Below are 24667 nucleotides of genomic sequence, written 5' to 3'. Positions count from 1 at the left end.
TTGCCTAGGCTCGCCTAGGGCCTAATTGAGACTTTCTAGCTCTGAATTCGGCGGAATTGAGTATTTGTTGACGAGGGAAATCGGCCATACGCTGTTGAAGCAACAACCACCCGGACCGGAAGGCACCCGTGAAAATCACTGCCATCGAGGCGATTCCCTTCGCCATCCCGTATACGAAGCCCCTGCGCTTCGCCAGCGGAGAGGTGCATACCGCGCTGCATGTCCTGGTCCGGGTATCCAGTGATGACGGAATCGTGGGAGTGGCCGAGGCGCCGGCCCGGCCGTTCACCTACGGGGAGACGCAGGAATCCATCGTTGCCGCAATCCGCACGCTGTTCGCGCCGCGGATAACGGGGATGTCCGTCATGGACCGTGAAGCCATCCACGCCATCCTGGACCGGACCGTGGGCAACCCGACCGCCAAGTCGGCACTGGACATGGCGCTCTGGGATGTCATCGGAAAAACCCTGGGCCAGCCCGTCACCGCCCTCCTCGGCGGATTTTCTGACAGCATGCGGGTCAGCCATATGCTCGGTTTCGCCGAGCCCGCCAAGATGGTGGCCGAGGCCGAGCGTATGCGCGACACGTACGGGATCACCACCTTCAAGGTCAAGGTGGGCCGGAAGCCGTTCAAGCTCGACGTCGACGTGTGCCGGGCCCTGCGTGAGGAACTCGGCGCGGACATCGAGCTGTACATCGACGGCAACCGGGGCTGGACGCCGTCGGAGTCCCTGCGGGCCCTCAATGCCATGGCCGACATCGATCTCACCCTGGCTGAGGAGCTGTGCCCCGCCGATGACGTGCTGGGACGCAAATGGCTGGTGGAACAGTGCACCGTTCCGTTCGTGGCGGACGAAAGCGCGACGACGCCGGGCGAGGTCACCCGTGCGCTGCTGGGCGGAGCCGCGAACGCGGTCAGCATCAAGACCGCTCGCACCGGCTTTTCCCACTCCCAGCGGGTGCTGTTCCAGTGCGACGGCCTCGGTGCGGAAGTGGTCATGGGCAACCAGATCGACGGCCAGCTCGGCACGCTCTGCACCGTCACCTTCGGGGCCGCCTACAAGTCCACCACGCAGCGCGCCGGCGAGTTGTCCAACTTCCTGGACATGAGTGATGACCTCCTGGCCGAGCCCCTGGAGATCGTCGACGGCAAGCTGTTCGCCCGGCAAACGCCGGGCATCGGCATCGAAATCGACGCCGGGAAGCTGGCCAAATACCGCCTCGACGACGGCAACTGAACCCAACCAACCCACACCACGGCGCGTGCACCGAAGCCGGCGCCGGATGAAAGAAAGTGAGTCAATGATGACAACCGAGCTAAGCGAATTCGACGCCAGGGCCGCCGAGTCCGGCAGCCTTGCCACGGAACGTTTCCGCGACAGCGGCAAGACGGCGGCACTGGAGGTTCCCAAGGAACGCGTGTCCCTGCTGGCCAACGAGGTCCTGGGCGCTGTCTACGAAACCATCCGCAAGCACAAGGTGAGCTACGACGAGTTCAATGCGCTGAAGGCCTGGCTGATCAGTGTGGGCGAGGACGGCGAATGGCCGCTGTTCCTGGACGTCTGGGTGGAACACGTGGTTGAAGAAGTGTCCACGGAGGACCGGGAAGGCAACAAGGGAACCATCGAGGGGCCGTACTACGTCCCGGGCTCGCCGGAGCTTCAGACGCCGGCCACCCTGCCGATGCGCGAGGACGAGGGCGGTACGCCGCTGCTGTTCCAGGGACAGGTGCGGGCAGTCGACGGCACGCCCCTTGGCGGGGCCCATGTGGAGATCTGGCACGCGGACGACAACGGCTTCTACTCCCAGTACGCACCGGGCCTGCCCGAGTGGAACCTTCGCGGCACCGTAGTGGCCGACGCCTCGGGCAACTTTGCGCTGAACACCGTGCAGCCCGCCCCGTACCAGATCCCCACCGACGGCGCCTGCGGCAAGCTCATTGCGGCCGCCGGCTGGCACGCCTGGCGCCCGGCGCACCTTCACCTCAAGGTGTCCGCCCCCGGCTACCAGCTGCTCACCGCCCAGCTATATTTCGAAGGCGACCAGCACCTCTCCGACGACATCGCCTCGGCCGTCAAGCCGGAGCTGGTGCTGAGCCCGGCCGCGCGTGCCGGCGCCGGCGGCAATGAGGTCACCTACGACTTTGTGTTGGACGCCGAACGCGCCTGACCGCCAGCGGCCCGGTTGTCAGGCGACAACCGGGCCCCCAACCAGAAAGGCGAACCCGTGCTTTTTGCAGTGCGTATGGACGTCAGCATCCCGCAGGACATGGACCCGCAGCCCAGGGCCGAGCTACTCGCCATGGAAAAGGCGTATTCGCAGGAACTGCAGCGCAAGGGTGAGTGGCAGAGCATCTGGCGCTGCGTGGGCGAATACGCCAACATCAGTATCTTCGACGTCTCCGGCAACGAGCGGCTGCATGACATTCTTTGGGGGCTGCCGCTGTTCCCGTATATGACGATGGAGATCACGCCGTTGGCTGCGCATCCCTCCGACATAGCCCTCGGCTAGGGGGCCATTGTCGAAAGGACCCGGCTCATTCGTGGGCCGGGTCCTTGGCTGTTTGTTCAGTAGTTCCGCAAGGTGTAGCTGATGCTTGGCAGGTCCAGCGCGGACCATTCGCGCTCCGAACGTTCGGGAGGCGTATGGCCCCGTCCGTCCTTGAGGAGCGCGGCGATCGTGGCCGACAGGATGACGAGCAACAGGACGATGAGTACAACTCCGATGGTTTCCATGCCTCCATGTTTCTCCCGCACCGGAAAACAAAACAGTGGCAGAAATGCCCAAAAAGCTATAATTTCCGCCACAATGGATACATGCTCAAATCAGTGGCTGTGATCGTTGTTCCCGGCTTCTCCATCTTCGAGTTCGGAACCGCATTCGAGGTGTTCGGCATCGACAGGTCGGAGCGGGGGACAGGTGTGCCGGCTTTCGATTTCCGCGTCTGCACGCCCGAACCGGGTGATGTCCGGCTCAAGACCGGGCTGTCCCTGCACGTCGAGCTGGGGCTGGAAGCGGCCGCGGAAGCGGACCTTGTGATCATGGCTCCCTACGGCCATGACCAGGATGTCCCGGAGGAAGTACTGGACGCCCTGCGCGACGCCCATGCCCGCGGAGCCTGGGTGATGTCCATCTGTTCGGGAGCCTTCGCCCTCGCGCGTGCCGGCCTGCTCGACGGCCGGCGCTGCACCACGCACTGGCATTACTCCCCGGAATTGGCCAGCCGGTACCCGGCGGCGCTCGTGGACGAGAACGTCCTGTATGTCCAGGACGGCCGGATCATCAGCAGCGCCGGCACCGCGGCCGGTATCGATGCCTGCCTTCACCTGGTGAGGGTGGAACTCGGCGCTAACGTCGCCGCGAGCATTGCCCGGGACATGGTGGTCCCGCCCCATCGCGACGGCGGGCAGGCCCAGTTCATCGACCGGCCCATTCCGGCCTGCGGCTCACAGCCCATGGAGGAACTGCTGCAATGGATGGTCCGGAACCTGGAACATGAGCACACCGTCAACGAGCTTGCGGCGCGGGTGCACATGTCGCCGCGGACGTTCGCGCGCCGCTTCCGTTCCGAAACGGGGGCCACCCCGGCCGCCTGGCTGAACTCCCAGCGCGTGCTGCGGGCGCAGGAACTCCTGGAATCAACGGAGCTCAACATCGACGAGATTGCCCGCGAAGCGGGGTTCGGCCATTCCGTGCTGCTCCGGCACCATTTCGGCAAAGTCCTGGCCACGAGCCCGCAATCCTACCGGCGCGCGTTCCGCGGCCACCTCGAACCCGCGGTCTAGCCCCGGCGCCCGCTACCCGTGGTCTAGTCCCGGCGCCCGCTGTTCCGTGCCGCTTCGTTCCGTGCGGCTTCGGCCGCTGCCCGGGTGTTGTCGACCAGGACCCGCCACGGTCCGGTGACGGCCTGCTCCGGAAGGGTGGCGCGGCGCTGGCCGGCCTTGATGGAATACGTGAACCTGTCCGGCTGCCCGCCTGCCGCGGAGCGCGGGACGGCATCCCAGGGGCAGGCCTCTACGAGCGGCTCCCAGCGGCTCATGTCCGTGGGCGTGGTGGCCTGGACGCTCCAGACCCGTTTGAGCGCAGCAATCCCGCCGTTGCGCTGGACGGTGATCTTCATGGCCTGGTTCCTGTGCTTCCGGTACTGCCTGGCCGCCGGCTGACCGCTCCGGCGGCGATCCAGTTACAGCTTTACCTTCACAGTTTCCCACGCCTTCCGGATGGCGTCATGCTCCGGAGAGCCGGCACCGAACAGTTCCGAAGCCGATGCAGCCGTGGCCTTGGCGAACTTGGTGAACGTGGCGTTGGCAGGCAGGGACCCGCCGGTGAGTGTGTCGTACCAGATCCGGCCCGGAGTTTCCCAGGCGTTGCCGCCGAGTGCCGACGCCACCAGGTAGAACGCGCGGTTGGGGATGCCGGAATTGATGTGCACCCCGCCGTTGTCCGCGCTGGTCCTGACATAGGAATCCATGGAGTCCGGCTGGGGATCCTTCCCCAACATGTCGTCGTCGTAGGCGGTGCCGGGGGCCTTCAATGACCTGAGGGCTGCGCCTTGCACCTTGTCGGTGAACAGGTTTTCACCGATCAGCCAGCTGGCCTCCGATGCCGGCTGCTGCGCAACGTACTGTTCCACCAGCGCGCCGAACACGTCCGACAAGGATTCGTTGATGGCTCCGGCCTGGTTCCGGTAGACGAGTCCGGCCGAGTGCTGCGTCACGCCGTGGGCCAGTTCGTGGCCGATGACGCTGAGGGACCGGGTGAAGCGCTGGAAGATTTCGCCGTCGCCGTCGCCGAACACCATCTGGCGTCCGTCCCAGAAGGCGTTGTCATAGAGCTTGCCGAAGTGCACGGTCGCATCAAGGGGGAGTCCCTGGCCGTCGATCGAGTTCCGGCCGAAGGCCTCGGCGTACAGGCGGTGGGTGTGGCCCAGGCCGTCGTAGGCCTCGTCAGCGGACGAATCGCCCGTGACGGGTTCGCCCTCCTTGCGGACCACCTGCCCGGGCAGGGACTCGGAGGTCTTGGCGTCATACACCGTGCGGTTCGGCGGACCGGGCTTGAGCTGCCGGAGTCCGGAGGGGACGTGCGGCAGCGGCAGCGCCCGGGTCGCCTGGATGGATCTGACATGGAGCAGGGCTTCCTTCGCCGCCCGGGCCACCGCGTACATGCGGGGTTCATGCTGTGCCGCAAGGCGCCGCAGCAGGTAGGGCGGGATGATGGAGCAGTACATGATGTCCCCTTTACTCGTCGGCGATGGAATCAGCCTACGAGGGGGCGCCGACATTGCGAGGGGACACGCCTTAAGCAGGAAACCCCGCCAGCAGGGCTGGCGGGGTTTGTCTGTGCCCTCGATAGGATTCGAACCTACGACCTTCTGCTCCGGAGGCAGACGCTCTATCCCCTGAGCTACGAGGGCAGTCAGGGTTCCTGCCGTTGCCGGCGGGACGTCCTAGAGCTTAGCAGGAAGGTGGCCTCCAAAGGAAAATCGGGTCAAAACAGCTGTCAGTATCCCGCAAACGAGTCGGTGCGGATGCGCCGGGCACCGGCAGTGCGGGCGGCTGCCCGCAGGGCGCGGACGCTGGCGGGCGAACCGGAGACGAAAACGTCCCGGGCGGCGATGTCCGGAACAAGTTGCTTGAGCGCCGCGCCGTCGAGCCGCTCCGGCGGCGGGGAAACAGCGCCGGCGTCTTCCATGAACGACGGTGGCGCGGAGCCGTCCGAGAGCCTGGCAATGACCCGCGCACCGGACTGCTCCAGTGCGTCCGCGTAAGCGAGTTCCGTCGCCGATTTCGCCAGGTAAAGGAGGACGACGTCGCGGGTTTTTGCCGCACCTGCGGCCAGCTGGGCGAGGTAGGGGGTGATGCCGATGCCCGCAGCAATCAGCAGGACGGGCCCCGCCTGGCCGCGGGGCAGGACGAAGTCGCCGCCCACCGCGGTGGCCGTCACGGAGTCCCCGGGCCGCAGTGCGAGCAGGGCGCGTTTGGCGGCGGACACGGGCTCGGCTGTCCCCACTCCGATGGTCACGTCCCGTGCGCCCGGGGCGCTGGTCAGGCTGAAGACCCGGCGCCGGCCCTTGCCGTCCGACCTGGCATGAGGAAGATGCAGTTCCATGTACTGTCCCGGCGCGAACCGGACCGCGCGTTCGGGCCGGAACCGGAATTCCGTCGTCGTCGGCGTCAGGGGCCGCGATTCCTGGAAGTTCAGGCGGACGCCGCCGCGCTGCCCGGCCAGGAAGGCGAGCAGGTTCCCCGCGAGCAGCGCCAGTTCGGGCGAGTTCGCCACGAAACCCAGGTTGTAGGGCACGGCAAACACCACGCCGACGACGGCGGCGAGCGCCAGCTGCTGCCAGCGCCGGGGCGGCAGGGTCAGCGGTTCGGTCAGCATGAATCCCACGAAGAACAGCACAGGACGCTGCGCGAGCGGCTGCCACAGCGCCTGGCCTGCGGACATTCCGGCCCGGAGGAGTTCGGTGGCCACTATGGACACGGAGACCGCCGTGAACACGGCGCCCATCAACAGCTTGCGGGTGCGGTACAGCACCAGCAGGATGCCGGGCACGATGAGGAAGAGCATCGGGGGAGTGGCCGCCCACCACGTGGCGATGTTCAGCCCGGTCAGGCCCGCCACGAAGGCACCTGCGGCTGCGGGGTTGAAGATGTGCCGTCCACGCCAGGCCAAGGCGTACTTAGAGGCCGATGCCAGTACGCAGGCGAGCGCGACCCCGGCCACGTCCAGTGCTTTGAAACTGGGCCAAAACAGGAAGTACAACAGCAGGCCGGTGATCAGGGAAGATTCCGAATGCGGCCTGACGCGGAACAGGGCAGCCAGCCCGCGGTTCGATGCATACGTGAGTCCCAGGCAGAGCGCCAGGTGGGTGAGCATTTCGGGGATGCCGAACGTCAGCCAGCCCAGGACGTTGAGCAACAGGCTGTACGCGGCCAGTGCCGCAAGCACCCACAACACCAGGCGGTACATAGTGAAGCGGTTCAAGGTCGTGTCCATCCGCTGAATCATGGAACTCATTCGAACAGCACTCCTTCGAAACCTGCTGAGTAGGCGGCACTTCCGTCCGAGAAGACCGTAAGCCAGGAAAACTCAAAATCCTGCTGAAGTGCCTTGCCGGGTACGAAGAACAGCGCCGTGGCGAGGGCATCGGCTGTCATGGCATTCTCCGCCAGCGCCCATGTGGCAACCACCGTGCTGACCGGTTTCCCCGTGGTGCCGTCCAGGACATGGTGGAGCCCGTCGCCCCATGCCCGGCGGTTGGCAGCGGACGCGCACAGTGCGCCCGTGCCCAGGCTGATGGTGCCGATGGCCCGGCCGGGATCGTAGGGATGTTCCAGGGCCACAATCACGGGCGCGGGGCCGGAGTTGAGGAGGTCGCCGCTGGCGTCGATGAAGTGCTCGCCGGCGCCCTGCGCGCGGAGTTCCGCTGCGAGCAGGTCTGCCAGTTGCCCCTTGCCGGCTGCTCCGACGTCCAGCACCACGGGGGCAGTAGTGGTCAACACGGTGTCCTGCCAGTCCAGCACGTCGTCCCACCGCGGGGCCGGCAGCGGGATGCCGCGCGGCCGGAGCGAATAGGCCGGGTCGTAGCCCAGCTGTTCCAGGCTGCCGCCCACCAGCGGAGTCATGGCGCCGTCCGTCAGCCGGTACAGGCTTCGGTACAGGCGGCCCAGCGCGCCGGCACCGCCCGGCATGACGAAGCGGCCCGGCTGCCTGGCCGCCCGCGCCACGGTCGAGTCAGTCCTGAAGCGTGACCACGCGGCGTCGTACTCCTCTACCACCGCCAGCAGCCGGCGGCGCTGCCCGCCCTCCAGGGGGCCGGGCGTTGAAACTTCCCAGCTGGTTCCGATTCCGTCGAAACTGAACGCTGCCCAGCCCGGGTGCGGCACGTGATCTCCCTCTGACGCGGTGACTTTGACGGGGCGACTTTGACGGGGTGACCCTGACGGGGCGAACGGGCTTACCGGGCCTCTGACTTGATCTTTTCCACGGCCTGGTTGAAGCCGCCGCTGGTGAGCGAGGACCCTGCGACCTTGGACACGGACAGTTCGTCCAGCTTCTTGCCCACAATCTGCGCCGCAATCCCGCCGGCGAACTCGCCCTGGAACTTCCTGGTGTTGGGGTTGGACGGGTGCTGGGTGATGTTCACGTCGGACACGGTTCCGCCGGACAGGGTCAGCTCAACGCCTACCGTTTCCGTGCCGTTGGGCGAAACATAGTTTCCATCGGCACTGTAGGTGCCGTCCTGGTAGCCCGGCACGGCCGACGACGAGCCGGCCGTGCCGTCCGCCGGAGCGCTGCTGCCTGAACCCGTCGTTGACTGGGCCGTAGTGGACTGGGCAGGGCTGGACTGGGCGGACGGCGCGCAGCCGGCGACGGTTCCGACCAGGGAGATGCCGGCGATGCCAACGAAGACGCTCTTGCGTACCGGGAAGCTCATGCTGGACTCGTTTCGTGTAGTTGGCGTTTGTACGCGTGCGGGCGGATACAGGAAGGACAACGCTGGAATCAGCGTAATGGTTCAACCTGTGACCAAACCCGTCCAATTCTGTGGTGTTCCCGGGTTACGTGTGCTTTCCCGGCGTCACTGTCCTTCCTCGATTCCGTGGCTTAGCGGGCCACCGGTAGGCTAGATGCGTGACTCCCGAAGAACTCTCCCTCGCCATATCCGCCTGCCTGAAAGACGCTGTCGCCGCCGGTGAAATCGGTCTTTCCGCATCAGCCGTGCCGGACGAGGTACGCGTGGAGCGGCCCAAGAACCGGGACCACGGCGACTGGGCCACGAACATCGCCCTCCAGCTGTCCAAGCAGGCCGGCGTCAACCCCCGGGAATTCGCCACCATCCTCAGCGCGCGGCTCAAGGGCATCGACGGCGTTTCGGCCGTGGACATCGCAGGCCCCGGCTTCCTGAACATCACGGTCGACGCCGCTGCCGCGGGCGCCCTCGCCAAGGCCATCGTCGAAGCGGGCAGGGAGTACGGCACCAACTCGGCGCTCGCAGGCCACGTGGTCAACATGGAGTTCGTCTCCGCCAACCCCACCGGGCCGCTGCACATCGGCCACACACGGTGGGCCGCACTTGGTGACTCCATCGCCCGGGTCCTCCGTGCCTCCGGTGCCAAGGTCACCGCCGAGTACTACATCAACGACGCCGGATCCCAGATGAACGTCTTCGCCCACTCCGTGCTGTCCCGCCTGCACGGCCGCGGCGTGCCGGAGGGCGGCTACCCCGGCGAGTACATTTCCGACCTGGGCCGCCACGTCCTGACCGAACACCCGGACATCCGGGAGCTGACCGACGTCGCGGCGCTGCCGGTGATCTGCGGCGCGGCGTACAAGGCGCAGCTGAAGGACATCAAGGACACCCTCGCAGACTTCGGCGTTGCGTTCGACGTCTACTTCTCGGAGCAGGAACTGCACGACGCCGGCGCCATCGAAAGTGCCGTTGCGCGCCTTCGAGAGCAGGGCCACGTGTTCGACGACGGCGGCGCCGTCTGGCTGCGCACCACGGACTTCGGGGACGACAAGGACCGCGTGATGATCCGCGCGAACGGCGAACCGACGTACTTCGCCGCGGACGCCGCGTACTACCTCTCCAAGAAGGACCGTGGCTACGACCAGAAGATCTACCTGCTGGGCGCCGACCACCACGGCTACATCAACCGGCTGAAGGCGATCTCCGCTGCCGCCGGCGACGACCCCGAGACCAACATCGAGGTGCTGATCGGCCAGCTGGTGTCCGTGAACGGCGCCAAGCTGTCCAAGCGCGCGGGCAACATCATCGAGCTCAAAGACCTCATCTCGTGGCTGGGCAAGGACGCCGTCCGCTACTCGCTGGCACGCTTCCCGGCCGACTCACCGCTCACCCTGGACCCCGAGCTGCTGAAGAAGCACAGCAACGAGAACCCGGTGTTCTACGTCCAGTACGCGCATGCCCGCTCCCGCGGCGCTGCCCGCAACGCCGTGGCGGCCGGCGTCGACCGCACTGTAGACGGGAAGGACGTCTTCGACGCATCCCTCCTGGACCACGCCACCGAGAACGAACTGCTGTCCTACCTTGGCAGCTACCCCTCCATCGTGGCCAAGGCCGCCGAGTTGCGTGAGCCGCACCGGGTGGCCCGCCACCTGGAACTCATCGCCGGTGCCTACCACCGCTGGTACGACGCCTGCCGCATGGCGCCGCAGGGCGACGAGCCCGTCACCGACGTCAACCGCACGCGGCTCTGGCTCAACGACGCCACCAGCCAGGTGCTGGCCAACGGACTGGACCTGCTTGGCGTTTCGGCGCCGGAACGGATGTGACCCCCATGTCAGGACAGACCGGGAATCCCTTGAACAACGCATCCCCGCTGGCTCCGGGATGGCTTGCCGTTCCGGCAGACCTGAATGCGCTCCACGAGCCCATGTGGGCCGCCGGTGTTGCCCGGAACAACGCCGGTGAACTCGCCATCGACGGCATTCCTGTCAGTGAGCTCAAGCGGCAGTTCGGCACGCCTTTGTTCGTCATGAGCGAGAACGACTTCCGGGCACGGGCCCGTGCCTTCAGCGACGCCTTCAACGACGCCTTCGCCGACATCTGCGGGGGAGTGGACGTGTACTACGCCGGGAAGTCGTTCCTGTGCACCGCTGTCGTCCGGTGGGTGGAGGAAGAAGGGCTGCGGCTCGACACTGCGTCCGGCGGGGAACTCGCCGTCGCAGACCGGGCAGGGATTCCGGGCGCCGACGTCGCCCTGCACGGCAACAACAAATCCGACGCCGAAATCCACCGCGCCCTGGACATGCAGCTGGGCAGGATCGTGGTGGACAGCCTCGCGGAGCTGGAGCGCGTCGCCAAGATCGCCTCGGCCCGCGGTGAAACGGCCAGGGTGATGCTGCGGCTCACCCCCGGAGTGCATGCGCACACGCACGAGTTCATTGCGACGGCCCATGAGGACCAGAAGTTCGGCCTGTCGATGGCCGGGGATTCAACGGATCAGGCCGGCCTGTCTGCTGCGGAGGAGGCCGTGGCCGCCGCCACGAGCTATCACGGCATCGAGCTCCTGGGCCTGCACTGCCATATCGGATCGCAGATCTTCGAACCCGACGGCTTCGCGCTGGCGGCCGTGAAACTGCTGCACTTCCTCGCGGCAATGCAGGAGAAGTACTCCATCGTCCTGCCCGAACTGGACCTCGGCGGCGGATACGGCATCGCCTACACGCCTGTGGACACCCCGCGCCCTCCGGCCGAAATCGCGCAGGCGATGGCCGCCGTCGTGCGTTCCACGTGCGCCGAACTGGGCATCAAGTCTCCCCGGATCTCGATCGAGCCGGGACGCGCCATCGTGGGGAGCACAACCTTCACGCTTTACGAAGTGGGAACGCTCAAGACCGTCCGCGTTGACGCGCCCGCGGCAGCTGGCGGGGAAACCGGTGAAGCCGGCGAATCAGCCGCTGAAAACGTTACGTACCCGCGCCGCTATGTGTCGGTGGACGGCGGCATGAGCGACAACGCCCGCCCGGTGCTCTATGACGCGGATTATTCGGCGGTTGTGGCGTCGCGGACCTCCGACGCTGCGCCGCAGCTGTCCCGCGTAGTGGGCAAACATTGCGAGAGCGGCGACATAGTTGTTAGAGATGTATATCTGCCCGAGGACGTGGCAGCCGGTGATCTGCTCGCTGTACCGGGGACCGGCGCCTACTGCTGGGCCCTCTCCAGCAACTACAACTATCTGGCCCGGCCGGGCGTTGTCGCTGTGCGCGACGGATCAGCCCGGCTGATTGTCCGCGGGGAAACCGAACAAGATCTGCTGAACCGCGACATGGGAGTCTGAATGACTGAATTGCGAACCCTGAAGGTAGCCCTGCTGGGCTGTGGCAACGTTGGGGCCCAGGTGGCGCGGATTCTGATTGATGACGCCGACGCGCTGGCCGCCCGCACCGGAGCCCGCCTGGAGCTTGCCGGCATCGCCGTGCGCACCATCGATGCTCCGCGCGATGTTGAGCTGCCACGCGAACTGTTCACTACTGACGCGGACACCCTCGTCAAGGACGCCGACCTCGTCATTGAACTCATGGGCGGCATTGAACCTGCCCGCACCCTGATCCTCTCCGCCATCGAGAACGGTGCGTGCGTGGTCACCGGGAACAAGGCCCTCCTGGCCCAGGACGGCCCCACGCTCTATGAAGCGGCAGACAAGGCCGGCGTCCAGCTGTCCTACGAAGCGGCCGTGGCCGGCGCCATCCCCATCCTGCGCCCCATCCGCGACAGCCTCTCCGGCGACCACATCACCCGCGTACTGGGCATCGTGAACGGCACCACCAACTTCATCCTTGACCAGATGGACACCACGGGCGCGCAGTTCGAGGACGCCCTGGCGGAGGCGCAGCGCCTTGGCTACGCCGAGGCCGATCCCACCGCCGACGTCGGAGGCCTCGACGCCGCCGCCAAGGCAGCCATTCTGGCCTCGCTCTCTTTCCACACCCGCTTCGACCTCGAGAACGTCCACTGCGAAGGCATCACCGGAGTCAGCGCGGCGGACATCGCAGCGGCCAAGGATGCAGGATTCGTCATCAAGCTGCTGGCCATTGCTGAGAAACTGACCGCCGCAGACGGAAGCGAGGGCGTCTCCGTCCGCGTGCATCCCACGTTGCTGCCGCGCGAACACCCGCTGGCCGCCGTCCACGGCGCCTTCAACGCCGTCTTCATCGAAGCCGAGAACGCCGGCGAGCTGATGTTCTACGGACAGGGCGCAGGCGGCACACCGACGGCGTCGGCCGTCCTGGGCGACCTTGTCTCCGCCGCCCGCCGGATTGTCCTGGGCGGACCTGCCCAGACCGAGACCACCATCGGCCAGGTCCCGGCGCTGCCCATCGATGCTGTCAACACGAGCTACTACATCGGGCTGGACGTCGCCGACCAGCCGGGCGTGCTGGCAAGAATCGCCCAACTGTTCGCGGAGCACGGCGTCTCCATCGAGATCATGCGCCAGACCATCCACCGCGATGCCGACTCCAATGTGGAATCGGCTGAACTGCGGATCGTCACCCACCGCGCAACCGAAGCTGCACTGGCAGCAACCGTCCAGGCCGTGAAGGGCCTCGACGTCATCAATTCCGTTACATCCGTACTGCGGGTAGAAGGAGTCTAAGTGGCTCACCAATGGCGCGGTGTCATCCGCGAATACGCTGATCGTTTGCCCGTAACGGAAAGCACCAAGGTCATTACCCTCGGTGAGGGCGGGACGCCGCTTGTCCACGCGCAGAAGCTCTCCGAGCTGACCGGCTCCACCGTGTACCTCAAGGTGGAAGGCATGAACCCCACGGGCTCGTTCAAGGACCGCGGCATGACCATGGCCATGACCGCCGCAGTGGCCTCCGGGGCCGAGGCCGTGGTGTGCGCCTCCACCGGCAACACCTCCGCCTCCGCGGCCGCCTATGCTACGGCAGCGGGCCTCAAATGCGCCGTGCTTGTCCCTGAGGGCAAGATCTCCATGGGCAAGCTCAGCCAGGCGATTGCCCACGGCGCCACCCTCCTGCAGGTGGACGGGAACTTCGACAACTGCCTGGATATCGCCCGCAAGCTGGGGGAGTCCTACCCGGTGTTCCTGGTGAACTCCGTCAACCCGGCCCGGATCCAGGGCCAGAAGACCGGAGCCTTCGAGGTGGTGGATGCCCTCGGTGACGCTCCGGACATCCACGTCCTCCCCGTGGGCAACGCCGGCAATATCACCGCGTACTGGAAGGGCTACAAGGAATATTCCGCGCCTTTCGAATCCGATACCGCAGGGACCCTCCCCGCCGTGTCCACCAGGACCCCGCAGATGTGGGGCTTCCAGGCCGCCGGCGCCGCACCGTTCGTGGCGGGCCATCCCATCACCGAGCCGGACACCATTGCCACGGCGATCCGGATCGGGAACCCGGCGTCCTGGGACGGTGCCATCGCCGCCCGTGACGAGTCCGGCGGTTTCATCGACTCCGTGACCGACGACGAAATCCTGGCAGCGCACCGCTGGCTGTCCGCCAAGGAAGGCGTCTTCGTCGAGCCTGGTTCGGCCGCAGGCGTTGCCGGACTCATCAAGAAGCACGCTGCAGGTGAGGTTCCGGCCGGCAAGATCATCGTCATCACTGTCACCGGCCACGGCCTCAAGGATCCGCAGTGGGCGCTGCGCACCGAGGACGGCAGCGATGTCCAGCCCGTCAAGGTGTCCAACGATGTTGTCACTGTGGCCGCCGAGCTGGGACTGGAAGAAAAATAGCCTTGGAAACCACCCTCACCGTCCCGGCCGAGTCGGCCGAAGGCGCACCGGCGGTCGCGGCCGGGCAGTTGGTTACCGTCCGCGTGCCCGCTACCAGCGCCAACCTCGGCCCGGGCTATGACAGCCTGGGACTGGCCCTCTCGCTCCACGACACCCTGACCGTGGAAACCCTGGGCAGTGGGGAACTGGAGTTCGAACTCAGCGGCGAAGGCGCGGAGACGCTTCCGCGCGATGCCAGCCACCTGGTGGTCAAGGCCATCACCGAGGCCCTGCACCGGCTGGGCTTCCGGCACGAGGGCCTCAGGATCACGGCGGACAACGTCAACCCCCACGGCCGCGGCCTCGGTTCATCGGCGTCAGCCGTGGTGGCTGCGGTCACCGCGGCCAATGCGCTCGTTCCGGAGTCCTCCCGGCGGGGCAAGGACTGGATCCTGCAGCTCACCAGCGAAATGGAGGGCCACCCGGACAACGTCGCACCGGCCATATTCGGCGGGCTGGCGCTCTCATGGCAGGACAGTGACCAGTACAGCAGCACGTGCGCCACGGTGGCTGGTTCCGTCATTCCCGTCGTCGCCGTACCTGACTACGAGCTGTCCACCGAGGCCGCCCGTGCGCTCCTGCCGGCGTCGGTGGGACACCATGCGGCCGCCATGAACTCGGGCCGCGCGGCACTGCTGATCCACGCACTCACCAGCAAGCCGGAATTCCTCCTGGCCGGGACGGAAGACTACCTGCACCAGAGCTACCGCGCAGAGGCCATGCGCCCGAGCGCGGACCTGATCCGTGCACTGCGCTACGCCGGACACGCGGCCGTTGTTTCCGGGGCCGGCCCCACCGTCCTGGTGCTCGCCAACGGGGAAGAGCAGGCCGCCTCCGTGGTGAACTTCATCGAGGCCTATACCCGGGCCAACACGCCGGAGGTGGGATGGCGCGTGATGAAGCTCGCGGTGGACGTTGAAGGTGCTAAAGTGGGAGTGCACCGGCGGTAATCCCGCAGGCAGTTAGTCAAAAGCAGGCAGTTCGTCAAAAGAACCTGAACCGCAATCAAAAGAACCCGATGTTGGCCATGGTGCCTGTCTGTTCGTTTGCTGCTTTGACTTCAACTGCGCAACAGTCTCCGGTGCCGCCTGCTTGGTCTGTCGCAGGAATTTGCAGAATCGCTCTGCACCCCTGAACCGTCAGTCCGCCATTCCGGTCTCTTGTTGGAATGTTCGAGGCGTATCAGTATCCGGCCCTGCTGGCCGAATTCCATCCGGCAAGGCCGAAATCCGGCTGCAGATCTGAACTGCAGCCCAGATCAAATCATCGCGTCCAGCTCCCAGTCTGGACGCCGTCGAGGGGGAAGGATCCTTCGTGACCGAAACCACTGAGCTGTCTCCAGCTGTGGACATATCTTCTGCTGCCGAGTCGTCGGCAGCACCCGCCAAGAGCAGCGGCCTTGCAGGCCTTAAGCTCGCCCAGCTGCAGGCCCTCGCCAGCCAGCTGGGTATCTCCGGCGGATCCCGCATGCGTAAGGGCGATCTGGTGACTGCCATCTCCGCCCATCGTGCGGGCACTTCGGCCACCAAGGCTCCGGCCAAGGGTGCCGAGAAGGCCGGCGAGAACATCTCGGCACGGGCATCCGTTCCCGCTGCAGGTGCGCCTGCGGCAGGGCCGGCGGCGGAAGCACCGGTCTCCGCCGAGGCTCCTGCACAGGAAGGCACCCGTGCCCGTCGCGGTCGCAGCCGCCGCGCAGTCAGCGACGGCGTTGTCACCGCTCCCGCCACCGAGGCTCCCGCCCCGGAAACTGCCCCCGTTGAGGCTCCCGCAGCCCAGCCGGCTCCCGAAGCCGGCCAGGCTGTTGTATCCGAAGGTGCTGCACCCGAAGCTGCAGAGCGCCGCCAGCCCCGAACCCGTAACCGCCGCCGCGGCGAAGCGGCAGCCCAGGCAACGGCTCCGGCCGCGCAGGGCGAGGCCCCGGCCGAGGCACCTGCAGAACAGCGCAGCGCTGAACAGCGCGGCGCAGAACAGCGCGGCGCTGAACAGCGCGGTGCTGAACAGCGTGGTGGCGAACAGCGCGGCACGGACCAGGGCGGCGAAGCGGCCGACGCCGGCCAGCGCAACGAACGCCAGTCGACCCGCACCCGTGGCGGCCGCGACGGCGGAGACACCCGCGACACCCGCGACAGCGATGATGCAGACGGCGGAAGCCGCCGCAACCGCCGCAACCGCCGGGACCGCAATGACCGTAACGACCGCTCCGGCGGCCAGGACACGCGCGACAACTCGCGCAACGACCGCTTCCGCGACCGGAACGACCGCCGTCGTGGACGCGCACAGGGACCGGACGTCGACGACGTCGAAGTCACCGAGGACGACGTCCTGCTGCCGGTTGCCGGCATCCTTGACGTCCTGGAGAACTACGCGTTCATCCGCACCTCGGGCTACCTCCCGGGCCCGAATGACGTCTACGTTTCCCTCGCCCAGGTCAAGAAGTACAACCTGCGCAAGGGCGACGCCGTAGTCGGCGCCATCCGTGCACCGCGTGAAGGCGAAGACCGCAGCCAGCAGTCCGCCCGCCAGAAGTTCAACGCCCTGGTCCGCGTCACCTCGGTCAACGGCAAGACCCCCGAGGAACTCAAGGACCGCGTCGAATTTGCGAAGCTCGTCCCGCTGTACCCCTCCGAGCGCCTGCGCCTCGAGACGGACCCCAAGAAGATCGGCCCCCGCGTCATCGACCTGGTTGCCCCGATCGGCAAGGGCCAGCGAGGCCTGATCGTCTCCCCGCCGAAGGCCGGCAAGACGCTCATCCTGCAGTCCATCGCCAACGCCATCACCACCAACAATCCTGAGGTCCACCTCATGATGGTGCTGGTTGACGAACGTCCTGAAGAAGTCACGGACATGCAGCGCACCGTCAAGGGTGAGGTCATTGCCTCCACCTTCGACCGTCCCGCCGACGACCACACCACCGTGGCCGAACTCTCCATCGAACGCGCCAAGCGCCTCGTGGAAATGGGCATGGACGTCGTGGTGCTCCTCGACTCCATGACCCGCCTGGGCCGTGCATACAACCTGGCAGCACCGGCCTCGGGCCGCATCCTGTCCGGTGGCGTCGACTCCGCGGCGCTGTACCCGCCGAAGCGCTTCTTCGGTGCAGCCCGCAACATCGAAAACGGCGGCTCGCTCACCATCCTGGCCACCGCGCTCGTCGAGACCGGCTCCAAGATGGACGAAGTCATCTTCGAAGAGTTCAAGGGCACCGGCAACATGGAACTGCGCCTGTCCCGCCAGCTCGCGGACAAGCGCATCTTCCCGGCAGTGGACGTCAATGCGTCCGGCACGCGCCGCGAAGAGAACCTGCTTTCCCCCGAGGAAGTCAAGATCATGTGGAAGCTGCGCCGCGTCCTCTCCGGGCTCGAAACGCAGCAGAGCCTTGAGCTGCTGACCAACAAGATCCGGGAGACGCAGAGCAACGTCGAGTTCCTCATGCAGGTCCAGAAGACGACGCTTGGTGCGAAGTCGGATAACGACAAATAGCTACGTTCACCGCTCAAAGTGTGCCGGCCTGTGGCCGGCACACTTTGGGCGGTTCGTCGTTAAGTCTCCTGAAACTAGACTTGTAAAAGTCGAAAGAGGTTTGAAATGTTTGAGTCCGTACAGGGCCTGTTGGATGAGCACGATGCTATCCAGGCGCAGCTGGGGGATCCTGCTGTTTATGCTGACCAGAAGCTCGCCCGGAAGCTGGGGCGGCGTTCTGCCCAGTTGAACGGGATTGTGGAGGCCTACCACAAGTGGGAGGGCCTTCGCGATGACCTGGCGGCTGCCAAGGAAATGGCGGACGAGGACCCCGAGTTTGCTGCCGAGGTGCCCGAGTTGGAGGCTTCGCTGGAGGCTGCGTCCGCCAAGTTGCGCCGGCTGCTCATTCCGCGGGACCCGGACGATGCCCGCAACGTGATCCTTGAGGTCAAGGGCGGCGAAGGCGGCGACGAAGCTGCACTGTTTGCCGCGGACCTGCTGCGCATGTACAGCCGGTACGCCGAGTCGCGCGGCTGGAAGACCGAACTCATTTCAGCCACCGAATCGGACCTCGGCGGCTACAAGGACGTCCAGATGGCCGTCAAGGGCAACTCCAACGATCCGGCCGAAGGCGTTTACGCGCGGCTGAAGTTCGAAGGCGGAGTGCACCGCGTGCAGCGCGTCCCCGTGACGGAGTCCCAGGGCCGCATCCACACCTCGGCCGCCGGCGTGCTGGTGCTTCCCGAGGTGGACGAACCCGAAGAACTCGAGATCAACCAGAACGACCTCAAGATCGACGTCTACCGCTCCTCGGGTCCTGGCGGCCAGTCCGTCAATACCACCGACTCCGCCGTCCGTATTACCCACCTCCCCACCGGAATCGTGGTGGCCATGCAAAACGAAAAGTCCCAGCTGCAGAACCGCGAGGCCGGCATGCGCGTGCTCCGGGCACGCATCCTCGCGCACCAGCAGGAGCAGATCGACGCTGAAAACTCGGCCCAGCGCAAGTCGCAGATCCGCACGATGGACCGCTCCGAGCGCATCCGCACGTACAACTACCCGGAAAACCGCATCGCGGACCACCGCACGGGCTACAAGGCCTACAACCTGGACCAGGTCATGAACGGCGACCTGGAGCCCGTGATCCAGTCGGCCATCGAGATGGACGAACAGGCCCGCCTGGACGCCATCGGCGAATAGTCCCCGGCTGGTCGCTTGATGACACTTGGAACAGGACTGAGCCTGGCTGAGGCCGTCCGCAAAGCCACGGCACTCCTGGCCGACGCCGGCGTTCCCAGTCCGCGCGTGGATGCGGAGCTGCTGGCGGACCACCTTCTGGGCGTCGGTCTGGGAAGGCTGCGGGCCATGCTGCTGGGGGATGCCCCTGCGCCGGACGGCTACGCCGAGCTGGTTGCCGAGCGTGCCCGGCGGGTGCCCCTGCAGCACATCACCGGCGTGGCCCATTTCCGATACCTGCAGCTTGCCGTAGGTCCGGGGGTCTTCATTCCGCGGCCGGAGACCGAGTCCGTGGTGCAGCTGGTCATCGACTGGCTCAAGGCCCGCGGCAGGCAAAACGGCAGCGGGCATCCGAAGGTGGTGGACCTGGGCACCGGTTCCGGTGCCATAGCAGGGTCCATTGCCCTGGAGGTTCCCGGCGCGGAAGTGTACGCCGTCGAGTTCAGCGAGTTTGCCCACGCCTGGGCGGCGCGGAACCTGGCGCCCCTGGGCGTGAGACTGCTCCGCGGGGACTTGCGGGACGCCCTGCCGGAACACAACGGAACGTTCGACGTCGTCGTCTCCAACCCGCCCTACATCCCCGCAGAAGCAATTCCCAACGAACCCGAGGTGGCCCTGCACGATCCGCCCGAAGCGCTATACGGCGGGGGAGCGGACGGAATGGAACTTCCGACGGCGGCGGCGGCGTCTGCCGCCCGGCTGCTGGTTCCCGGCGGCTACTTCGTGATGGAACACGCCGAAGTGCAGGCCGCGTGGATTGCCGCGATGCTGAAGAAAACCGGCCGCTGGTCCGGCGTGACCACGCACCTGGACCTCAACGGCAGGGAGCGCGCCACCAGCGCAGTCCTCAAAGAACCGACGGACCACTAGTGATGAAAGAATAGGCCAGTGACCACAACCTACGACTGCACGGCAGCCGACCAGCGGGCCGAAGGGCTGGAGAACGCCCAGCGGGCCATCCGCCAACACAAATGCGTGGTGTTCCCCACCGATACGGTGTATGGAATCGGCGCCGACGCATTCTCCCCGCAGGCTGTGACCATGCTGCTCGCGTCCAAGGGCCGCAGCCGCAAGATGCCGCCGCCCGTCCTCATTCCCCGGCTCAATGCGCTGGACGGGCTGGCAACGGACGTCCCGGCGGAGGCACGCAAGCTGGCCGAGGCGTTCTGGCCGGGCGGCCTCACCATGATTTTCCACGCGCAGCCGTCGCTGGACTGGGACCTCGGCGAGACCAGGGGCACCGTCGCGCTGCGGATGCCGGCCGACGACGTCGCCCAGGACCTGTTGACGCTGACCGGACCGCTGGCGGTGTCCTCCGCGAACCGCACCGGCCGGCCGGCGGCCCGCACCGCTGCCGAGGCCATGGACCAGCTCGCCGAATCCGTCGAGGTCTACCTCGAAGGGGGACTGCGCCCGGAAGGTGACGCGGATTCTGTTGCCCTTCCGTCCACCATCGTTGACGCCACCGCCCTGCCCCTCCGTGTGGTCCGTCAGGGTGCCATCACCCTGGAACGGCTCCGCGAGGTTGTTCCTGAGCTCCTGGACATCGACGGCAATGCGGCCGCCGAATGATCCTCACACGGCAGCACGTCCCTGTCCTCGGCGTCGACGCGACGCCCCTGACTGTTTCCGGGATGACGGCCACCCTCAACCGTTTTGTCGCCGAAGGCGGAACCCGCACCGTGGTGGGCCACAACCTGCACAGCGTGACCCTCTTCCACTCGGATCCGGAATTCCAGGCCCTCTACGACAACAGCGATGTAGTGCTGCTCGACGGCGCACCGGTCCTTTGGCTCTGGGGAAGGTCGGGCGATGCGGACGGGCCCGTCATGGACTACCGCCTGGGCTCCACGGACTGGATCCCTGCCCTCGGCCATGTCGAAGGACTGGAGCGAATTGCCGTGATCGGCGCGGGAGCGGAAGCCAATGCCAAGGCTGTGGCCCGCCTCGCCCTGATCATGCCGAATGCCACGGTGGCCGGGATGCCCGGCGAAGGCTGGAACGACACCCTCGAGCGCGAGGCCGTCGCCTGGCTCCGCGAACTGCGTCCCCAGCTGGTGCTCCTCGGACTGGGCATGCCGCTCCAGGAGATGGTTCTCCGCCGCAGGCTTGGCGAACTCCCGCCGGCCGTGTATTGCGCGGTGGGCGGTGCGATCGAACAGATTGCCGGAATCCAGAAGCTCGCTCCCCGGTGGCTGGGCCGGCTGGGACTGGAATGGGCCTGGCGGCTGATGCTGCATCCGCGCAGGGTTGCCTACCGCGTCTTCGGCGAGCCGTGGGTGCTCCTGGCACTCTTGGTCCGGCGCCGCCTCAGCTCAGAGCGCTAGGATCCGCCCGCCCGGCTGACACATCCGTCGGCTAGAACTTCTGGTCCTTCAGGGGAGCGAAGCCCTTGCCGCGGAGCCCGGTGGAAAACGCCCGGAACCAATCAGCCAGGCCCCGGAAGTCGCCGCGGCGCAGGAAGTAGCCCAGGTAACCGCCCACGTCGGCGACGAAGGACTTCACCCGGAAGTGGCGGCGGATCAGGTACCCGCGGTTCCGGTAGTAGTAATAGCGCTTGAACGCCGTTTCAGGCACAATCACGTGCCACCGCGCACCGAACACGTGCTGGGTCTCGGCGAAGGCGTGGGGATGCGTGATGGCGGTGGTGGTCACCGTGCCGAAGCGGATACCCGCCTTGCGCAGCCTGATGGTGAAATCCACCTCGTCGCCGCGGATGAACAGCCGCATGTCCGGCAGGCCCACCTTGAAGAAGACGTCCGAACGGATCAGCGCCCCGTTGAAGAAGTGGCCGTCGTCCGGCAGGAACCCCAGCTTCTCCACTTCGGCGCGGTCGTGGGTGACCTTGCCGTCGAGGCGGAAGAAAAAGGACAGCCGGTCCGGGTGGCCCGGCGCGGCAACGAGGGGGACCACGGCATCCATGCCGCGTGCCTCGGCCTCGCGGAGCAGCGTGGCGAGGCACTCCGGGTCGCCGGGTTCGGCGTCGTCGTCCATCATCCAGATCCAGTCAGCGCCGCTGGCCACCGCCTTGAGGATGGCCAGGGAGAAGCCGCCGGCTCCGCCGAGGTTCGCTTCTGACCGGACGTAGTCCACGTTGGAGTGCCGGTCCGCCACCTCTTTGGCGGGCGCGGTGCCGCTGTCTACCAGGCAAATGGAGCTGACCGGAGAGGTCTGCCGGTTGATGGCATCCAGCAGAACGGCGAGCTCACGGGGACGGTCAAACGTCACGGCGGCAACTGCAACCGAGGGGGACATTGCTGGTTCCTTTCGACACGGCCGCCGGTGGATTTCCCGCCGGCTATGGGCCGTGTGACGCGAAGCCAGCCAGCCGTTGGCATTAGTATCTTGACTAGAGTCCACTGTAATACAGCCCTGTCAGGCACTACGCACTGCCTGCCGCGCGCACGGCGACGGAGAAGTTTCATTTATCGAAAGTCAGTTCCACAGCAATCCCGCCCTGGCTATCCCTGCCTCCCGGCACTGACCGGGCCGCAGGGATACACGATGCCGGGGATTGGTTCCGCTGACGGCGCGGGGACGGTGGTTTCCCGATGATCATGTATCTGCTGATGATGCTGACGGCAGCGGGCGTCTCTTTCGCCGCCACGTGGGGCGCACGGCTGATCGGGAACAGGCTGGAGCTTTTCTCGCCGATCCGCAGCCGCGATACCCATTCCCACAAGGTCTCCAGGCTGGGTGGCCTGGGTATTTATGCAGGGTTCCTCGTGGCACTGTGTGTTGCCAGCCAGTCATTCTTCGTCAAGGACATCTTCCGCGGCAACGCCTCCCCCTGGGGAGTGCTCGCCGGTGCCACGCTGATCGTCATAGTGGGCCTCGCCGACGACCTGCTGGACCTGCGGTGGTGGGTGAAGCTGATCGGCCAGAGCGCCGCAGCCATGGTGGTGGCCATCTGGGGTGTCAGGATGGCCATCGTTCCGTTCGTGCCCGAACCGGTCATTCTCGAGAACGAGATCGTCAGCATTGTCCTCACAGCGGGGCTGATCGTGACCACCATGAACGCCTTCAACTTCATCGACGGGCTGGACGGCCTTGCCGCCGGTGTAGCCATCATCGGCGGGGCAGCGTTCTTCCTGACGGCGTACTGGGTGCACCGGAACTCAGACGTGCTGGACAAGTCGGACCTCGCGACGCTCCTGACCGCGGTCGTGGTGGGCAGCTGCGTGGGATTCCTGCCGCATAACTGGTTTCCCTCGAAGATCTTCATGGGCGATTCCGGCGCGATGCTGATCGGCCTGCTCCTTGCCTCCGCGGGCATCGTCTCAACCGGCCAGATCACCTCCGGCCTCTACGACCGCGCCAACGGTATTCCCACGATCATCCCTATCCTGCTGCCCTTCGCGGTGCTGTTCCTGCCGCTGCTGGACCTTTGCCTCGCCGTCGTCAGGCGCACAGCGCTGGGCCGCTCGCCGTGGTCTGCGGACCGTGGACACCTGCACCACAAACTCATGGACATCGGTTACTCCCACCGGGCCTCCGTCCTCCTGATGTACGCCTGGACCTGCGTCCTGGCCTTCGGGGGACTCGCCTTCGCAGTTTTCCCGTGGCAGATGGTGCTGGCTGCGGACGTACTGGCCGCCGCCATCATGGCCGTGGTCACCGCATGGCCATACCTTCGCGACAAGGCGCCCGGGGCCGGCCCGCGCTCCGAAGCGGAAGCCGAAGCCGAGGCCGAAGCAGCGGGTCAGGAGTGACCCGTGGACACCCTTTTCCGAATAATTTCTATCTCATGTAGAATTCCAGTGCAGCTATTCGCCGCGCCCTCCCTTGCCAGCCCGCAGCACACGACGATTGGGATCTGATGACCTCCAACGCCGATCCCGGACACAGTTCCGGTAACGGACCAGTTGGTGTCTCCGGCCCCACAAAGTCACTGTGGCTGGGTCTTTTGAAGCTCAGCGCAGGTGCGGCCCTGGCCGGACTTGCGCTCGCCGCGATACCTGCCGCCATACTCAACGGCGGCGGGGGAGTGCTGTCCAGCACTTTTGGCGGCGTCCTGGTGATGGCTTTCTTCGGGATCAGCCTCCTGGTCGGCCATTTTGTAGGCCGGAACAATCCCTCGGGTGCCATTGGCGTCTTCGTAGTCACCTACTTCGTCAAAGTCGTGGGATTTGCCGTGGTGCTCTTTGTGCTCGGCGCACCTGCCTGGCTCCACGGCCGCTGGTTCCTGATCGGCGCCGTTACCGCCGTCGTGTTTTGGCAGGCAGCGGAGATCTACGGGTTCAGCAAAGCCCGCCTCCATATTTATGACGAACCCAAACCCGTGAAAGACGGCAATGATGAGCAGCCGTAATTCGAAGCGAAAAAACATGCGGGAAATCCCCAAATCCACCTCCGGTTCCGCGGGTGTATCTTCCGACGGCGGGGACGGCGGATACAACGCCGGCATCGCCGTCTTCAGCTACATAATTGGCGGAATCATCGTCTGGAGTTTGATAGGGTGGGGTCTGGATTATCTGTGGGGAACCCGCTGGATTGTGCTCGCAGGCGCTCTGCTTGGAGCTGCGGGAGGGTTCTATCTTTCTCATATGCACGGCCTCACCAGTAACAGAACGTCAACTGGTGAAGACACTGCAGCCAGCGGCCCGTCCAAGGACGAGGAACAGTAATGCCTAACAATTTCACAAGGGGAAGGGCGGACATGAAGATCGCCGGACCCTCACCAACGCCCAATGATGGAC

General features: G+C 66.0%; 24 protein-coding genes and 1 tRNA gene. 17 read left to right on the top strand and 8 right to left on the bottom strand.

Annotation, left to right across the window (positions count from 1 at the left end; translation table 11 throughout):
• The first annotated feature begins 128 nt into the window (after positions 1 to 128).
• The 3 genes from RW112_RS01880 (at position 129) to catC (ending at position 2511) form a co-directional block, all read left to right on the top strand.
• Positions 129 to 1238, top strand: a complete 1110-nt coding sequence (locus tag RW112_RS01880; RefSeq protein ID WP_317780166.1) for a mandelate racemase/muconate lactonizing enzyme family protein — start codon at positions 129 to 131, stop codon at positions 1236 to 1238.
• A 67-nt stretch (positions 1239 to 1305) separates the two neighbouring features.
• Positions 1306 to 2169: a catechol 1,2-dioxygenase gene (gene catA, locus RW112_RS01875; RefSeq protein ID WP_317780811.1), complete on the top strand. Its 864-nt coding sequence runs from the start codon at positions 1306 to 1308 to the stop codon at positions 2167 to 2169.
• A gap of 57 nt (positions 2170 to 2226) precedes the next feature.
• Positions 2227 to 2511: a muconolactone Delta-isomerase gene (gene catC / locus RW112_RS01870; protein ID WP_317780165.1), complete on the top strand. Its 285-nt coding sequence runs from the start codon at positions 2227 to 2229 to the stop codon at positions 2509 to 2511.
• Positions 2512 to 2567: 56 nt separating this feature from the next.
• Here catC and RW112_RS01865 read toward each other — a convergent pair whose 3' ends face one another.
• The gene (locus RW112_RS01865) at positions 2568 to 2735 is read right to left on the bottom strand and encodes a hypothetical protein (RefSeq protein ID WP_317780164.1); all 168 of its coding nucleotides are present in this window, start codon (positions 2733 to 2735) and stop codon (positions 2568 to 2570) included.
• A gap of 81 nt (positions 2736 to 2816) precedes the next feature.
• On the opposite strand from RW112_RS01865, the gene RW112_RS01860 reads away from it, so the two are divergent.
• Positions 2817 to 3785 (top strand): GlxA family transcriptional regulator, encoded by a 969-nt coding sequence (locus RW112_RS01860; protein WP_317780163.1) that lies wholly within the window; start codon positions 2817 to 2819, stop codon positions 3783 to 3785.
• Between the two features lie 23 nt (positions 3786 to 3808).
• Here RW112_RS01860 and RW112_RS01855 read toward each other — a convergent pair whose 3' ends face one another.
• The 6 genes from RW112_RS01855 to RW112_RS01830 all read right to left on the bottom strand — a co-directional run bounded on the left by RW112_RS01855 (position 3809) and on the right by RW112_RS01830 (position 8440).
• Positions 3809 to 4120, bottom strand: coding sequence for a protealysin inhibitor emfourin (locus tag RW112_RS01855; protein ID WP_317780162.1), 312 nt, complete (start codon positions 4118 to 4120; stop codon positions 3809 to 3811).
• 63 nt (positions 4121 to 4183) lie between these two features.
• Entirely contained in the window at positions 4184 to 5227 is a 1044-nt protein-coding gene (locus RW112_RS01850) for a M4 family metallopeptidase (protein WP_317780160.1), read from the bottom strand.
• 113 nt (positions 5228 to 5340) lie between these two features.
• A tRNA-Arg gene (locus RW112_RS01845) sits at positions 5341 to 5413 on the bottom strand.
• A gap of 86 nt (positions 5414 to 5499) precedes the next feature.
• Complete coding sequence (locus RW112_RS01840) at positions 5500 to 7011, bottom strand: oxidoreductase (RefSeq protein ID WP_317780810.1); 1512 nt, start codon at positions 7009 to 7011, stop codon at positions 5500 to 5502.
• 5 nt (positions 7012 to 7016) lie between these two features.
• Entirely contained in the window at positions 7017 to 7889 is an 873-nt protein-coding gene (locus RW112_RS01835; protein WP_317780159.1) for an FAD:protein FMN transferase, read from the bottom strand.
• Positions 7890 to 7960: 71 nt separating this feature from the next.
• Entirely contained in the window at positions 7961 to 8440 is a 480-nt protein-coding gene (locus tag RW112_RS01830; RefSeq protein WP_317780158.1) for an FMN-binding protein, read from the bottom strand.
• Positions 8441 to 8637: 197 nt separating this feature from the next.
• On the opposite strand from RW112_RS01830, the gene argS reads away from it, so the two are divergent.
• From argS to RW112_RS01780, 10 genes are all read left to right on the top strand, one after another.
• Positions 8638 to 10302: an arginine--tRNA ligase gene (gene argS / locus RW112_RS01825; RefSeq protein WP_317780157.1), complete on the top strand. Its 1665-nt coding sequence runs from the start codon at positions 8638 to 8640 to the stop codon at positions 10300 to 10302.
• A gap of 5 nt (positions 10303 to 10307) precedes the next feature.
• A complete protein-coding gene (lysA, locus tag RW112_RS01820) occupies positions 10308 to 11810 on the top strand; it encodes a diaminopimelate decarboxylase (protein ID WP_317780156.1) in 1503 nt (500 codons plus the stop codon).
• On the top strand, positions 11811 to 13127 hold the full coding sequence (locus tag RW112_RS01815) for a homoserine dehydrogenase (protein ID WP_317780155.1): 1317 nt from the start codon (positions 11811 to 11813) through the stop codon (positions 13125 to 13127).
• On the top strand, positions 13128 to 14234 hold the full coding sequence (gene thrC, locus RW112_RS01810; protein WP_317780154.1) for a threonine synthase: 1107 nt from the start codon (positions 13128 to 13130) through the stop codon (positions 14232 to 14234).
• 2 nt (positions 14235 to 14236) lie between these two features.
• On the top strand, positions 14237 to 15223 hold the full coding sequence (gene thrB / locus RW112_RS01805) for a homoserine kinase (protein WP_317780153.1): 987 nt from the start codon (positions 14237 to 14239) through the stop codon (positions 15221 to 15223).
• A 364-nt stretch (positions 15224 to 15587) separates the two neighbouring features.
• Positions 15588 to 17753: a transcription termination factor Rho gene (gene rho / locus RW112_RS01800; RefSeq protein ID WP_317780152.1), complete on the top strand. Its 2166-nt coding sequence runs from the start codon at positions 15588 to 15590 to the stop codon at positions 17751 to 17753.
• A gap of 105 nt (positions 17754 to 17858) precedes the next feature.
• Positions 17859 to 18932: a peptide chain release factor 1 gene (gene prfA / locus RW112_RS01795; protein ID WP_317780151.1), complete on the top strand. Its 1074-nt coding sequence runs from the start codon at positions 17859 to 17861 to the stop codon at positions 18930 to 18932.
• A gap of 18 nt (positions 18933 to 18950) precedes the next feature.
• The gene (prmC, locus tag RW112_RS01790; protein ID WP_317780150.1) at positions 18951 to 19838 is read left to right on the top strand and encodes a peptide chain release factor N(5)-glutamine methyltransferase; all 888 of its coding nucleotides are present in this window, start codon (positions 18951 to 18953) and stop codon (positions 19836 to 19838) included.
• 18 nt (positions 19839 to 19856) lie between these two features.
• Positions 19857 to 20540, top strand: coding sequence for an L-threonylcarbamoyladenylate synthase (locus RW112_RS01785; protein ID WP_317780149.1), 684 nt, complete (start codon positions 19857 to 19859; stop codon positions 20538 to 20540).
• Positions 20537 to 21295: a WecB/TagA/CpsF family glycosyltransferase gene (locus RW112_RS01780; RefSeq protein ID WP_317780148.1), complete on the top strand. Its 759-nt coding sequence runs from the start codon at positions 20537 to 20539 to the stop codon at positions 21293 to 21295. The genes RW112_RS01785 and RW112_RS01780 overlap by 4 nt, the downstream gene beginning before the upstream one ends.
• A gap of 31 nt (positions 21296 to 21326) precedes the next feature.
• On the opposite strand, the gene RW112_RS01775 is transcribed toward RW112_RS01780, so the two are convergent.
• Positions 21327 to 22223, bottom strand: coding sequence for a glycosyltransferase (locus tag RW112_RS01775; RefSeq protein ID WP_317780147.1), 897 nt, complete (start codon positions 22221 to 22223; stop codon positions 21327 to 21329).
• 296 nt (positions 22224 to 22519) lie between these two features.
• Between RW112_RS01775 and RW112_RS01770 the strand changes: the two genes are divergently transcribed.
• From RW112_RS01770 to RW112_RS01760, 3 genes are all read left to right on the top strand, one after another.
• Complete coding sequence (locus RW112_RS01770; protein WP_317780146.1) at positions 22520 to 23680, top strand: MraY family glycosyltransferase; 1161 nt, start codon at positions 22520 to 22522, stop codon at positions 23678 to 23680.
• Positions 23681 to 23787: 107 nt separating this feature from the next.
• Positions 23788 to 24279: a hypothetical protein gene (locus RW112_RS01765; protein ID WP_317780145.1), complete on the top strand. Its 492-nt coding sequence runs from the start codon at positions 23788 to 23790 to the stop codon at positions 24277 to 24279.
• A 16-nt stretch (positions 24280 to 24295) separates the two neighbouring features.
• Positions 24296 to 24595 (top strand): hypothetical protein, encoded by a 300-nt coding sequence (locus RW112_RS01760; RefSeq protein WP_317780809.1) that lies wholly within the window; start codon positions 24296 to 24298, stop codon positions 24593 to 24595.
• Positions 24596 to 24667 lie beyond the last annotated feature (72 nt).

This window comes from Arthrobacter sp. B10-11 (assembly GCF_033142195.1).
GTDB lineage: Bacteria > Actinomycetota > Actinomycetes > Actinomycetales > Micrococcaceae > Arthrobacter > Arthrobacter oryzae_C.
This window is presented reverse-complemented; position numbering and strand designations above follow the sequence as displayed.

Bases quoted from the DNA above. Each gene is read 5' to 3' on its own strand.
- catA (WP_317780811.1), top strand. From the start codon at position 1,306: ATGACAACCGAGCTAAGCGAATTCGACGCCAGGGCCGCCGAGTCCGGC.
- RW112_RS01865 (WP_317780164.1), bottom strand. From the start codon at position 2,735: ATGGAAACCATCGGAGTTGTACTCATCGTCCTGTTGCTCGTCATCCTG.
- RW112_RS01860 (WP_317780163.1), top strand. From the start codon at position 2,817: ATGCTCAAATCAGTGGCTGTGATCGTTGTTCCCGGCTTCTCCATCTTC.
- RW112_RS01855 (WP_317780162.1), bottom strand. From the start codon at position 4,120: ATGAAGATCACCGTCCAGCGCAACGGCGGGATTGCTGCGCTCAAACGG.
- RW112_RS01850 (WP_317780160.1), bottom strand. From the start codon at position 5,227: ATGTACTGCTCCATCATCCCGCCCTACCTGCTGCGGCGCCTTGCGGCA.
- RW112_RS01840 (WP_317780810.1), bottom strand. From the start codon at position 7,011: ATGATTCAGCGGATGGACACGACCTTGAACCGCTTCACTATGTACCGC.
- RW112_RS01830 (WP_317780158.1), bottom strand. From the start codon at position 8,440: ATGAGCTTCCCGGTACGCAAGAGCGTCTTCGTTGGCATCGCCGGCATC.
- lysA (WP_317780156.1), top strand. From the start codon at position 10,308: ATGTCAGGACAGACCGGGAATCCCTTGAACAACGCATCCCCGCTGGCT.
- RW112_RS01815 (WP_317780155.1), top strand. From the start codon at position 11,811: ATGACTGAATTGCGAACCCTGAAGGTAGCCCTGCTGGGCTGTGGCAAC.
- prfA (WP_317780151.1), top strand. From the start codon at position 17,859: ATGTTTGAGTCCGTACAGGGCCTGTTGGATGAGCACGATGCTATCCAG.
- prmC (WP_317780150.1), top strand. From the start codon at position 18,951: ATGACACTTGGAACAGGACTGAGCCTGGCTGAGGCCGTCCGCAAAGCC.
- RW112_RS01780 (WP_317780148.1), top strand. From the start codon at position 20,537: ATGATCCTCACACGGCAGCACGTCCCTGTCCTCGGCGTCGACGCGACG.
- RW112_RS01775 (WP_317780147.1), bottom strand. From the start codon at position 22,223: ATGTCCCCCTCGGTTGCAGTTGCCGCCGTGACGTTTGACCGTCCCCGT.
- RW112_RS01770 (WP_317780146.1), top strand. From the start codon at position 22,520: ATGATCATGTATCTGCTGATGATGCTGACGGCAGCGGGCGTCTCTTTC.
- RW112_RS01765 (WP_317780145.1), top strand. From the start codon at position 23,788: ATGACCTCCAACGCCGATCCCGGACACAGTTCCGGTAACGGACCAGTT.
- RW112_RS01760 (WP_317780809.1), top strand. From the start codon at position 24,296: ATGCGGGAAATCCCCAAATCCACCTCCGGTTCCGCGGGTGTATCTTCC.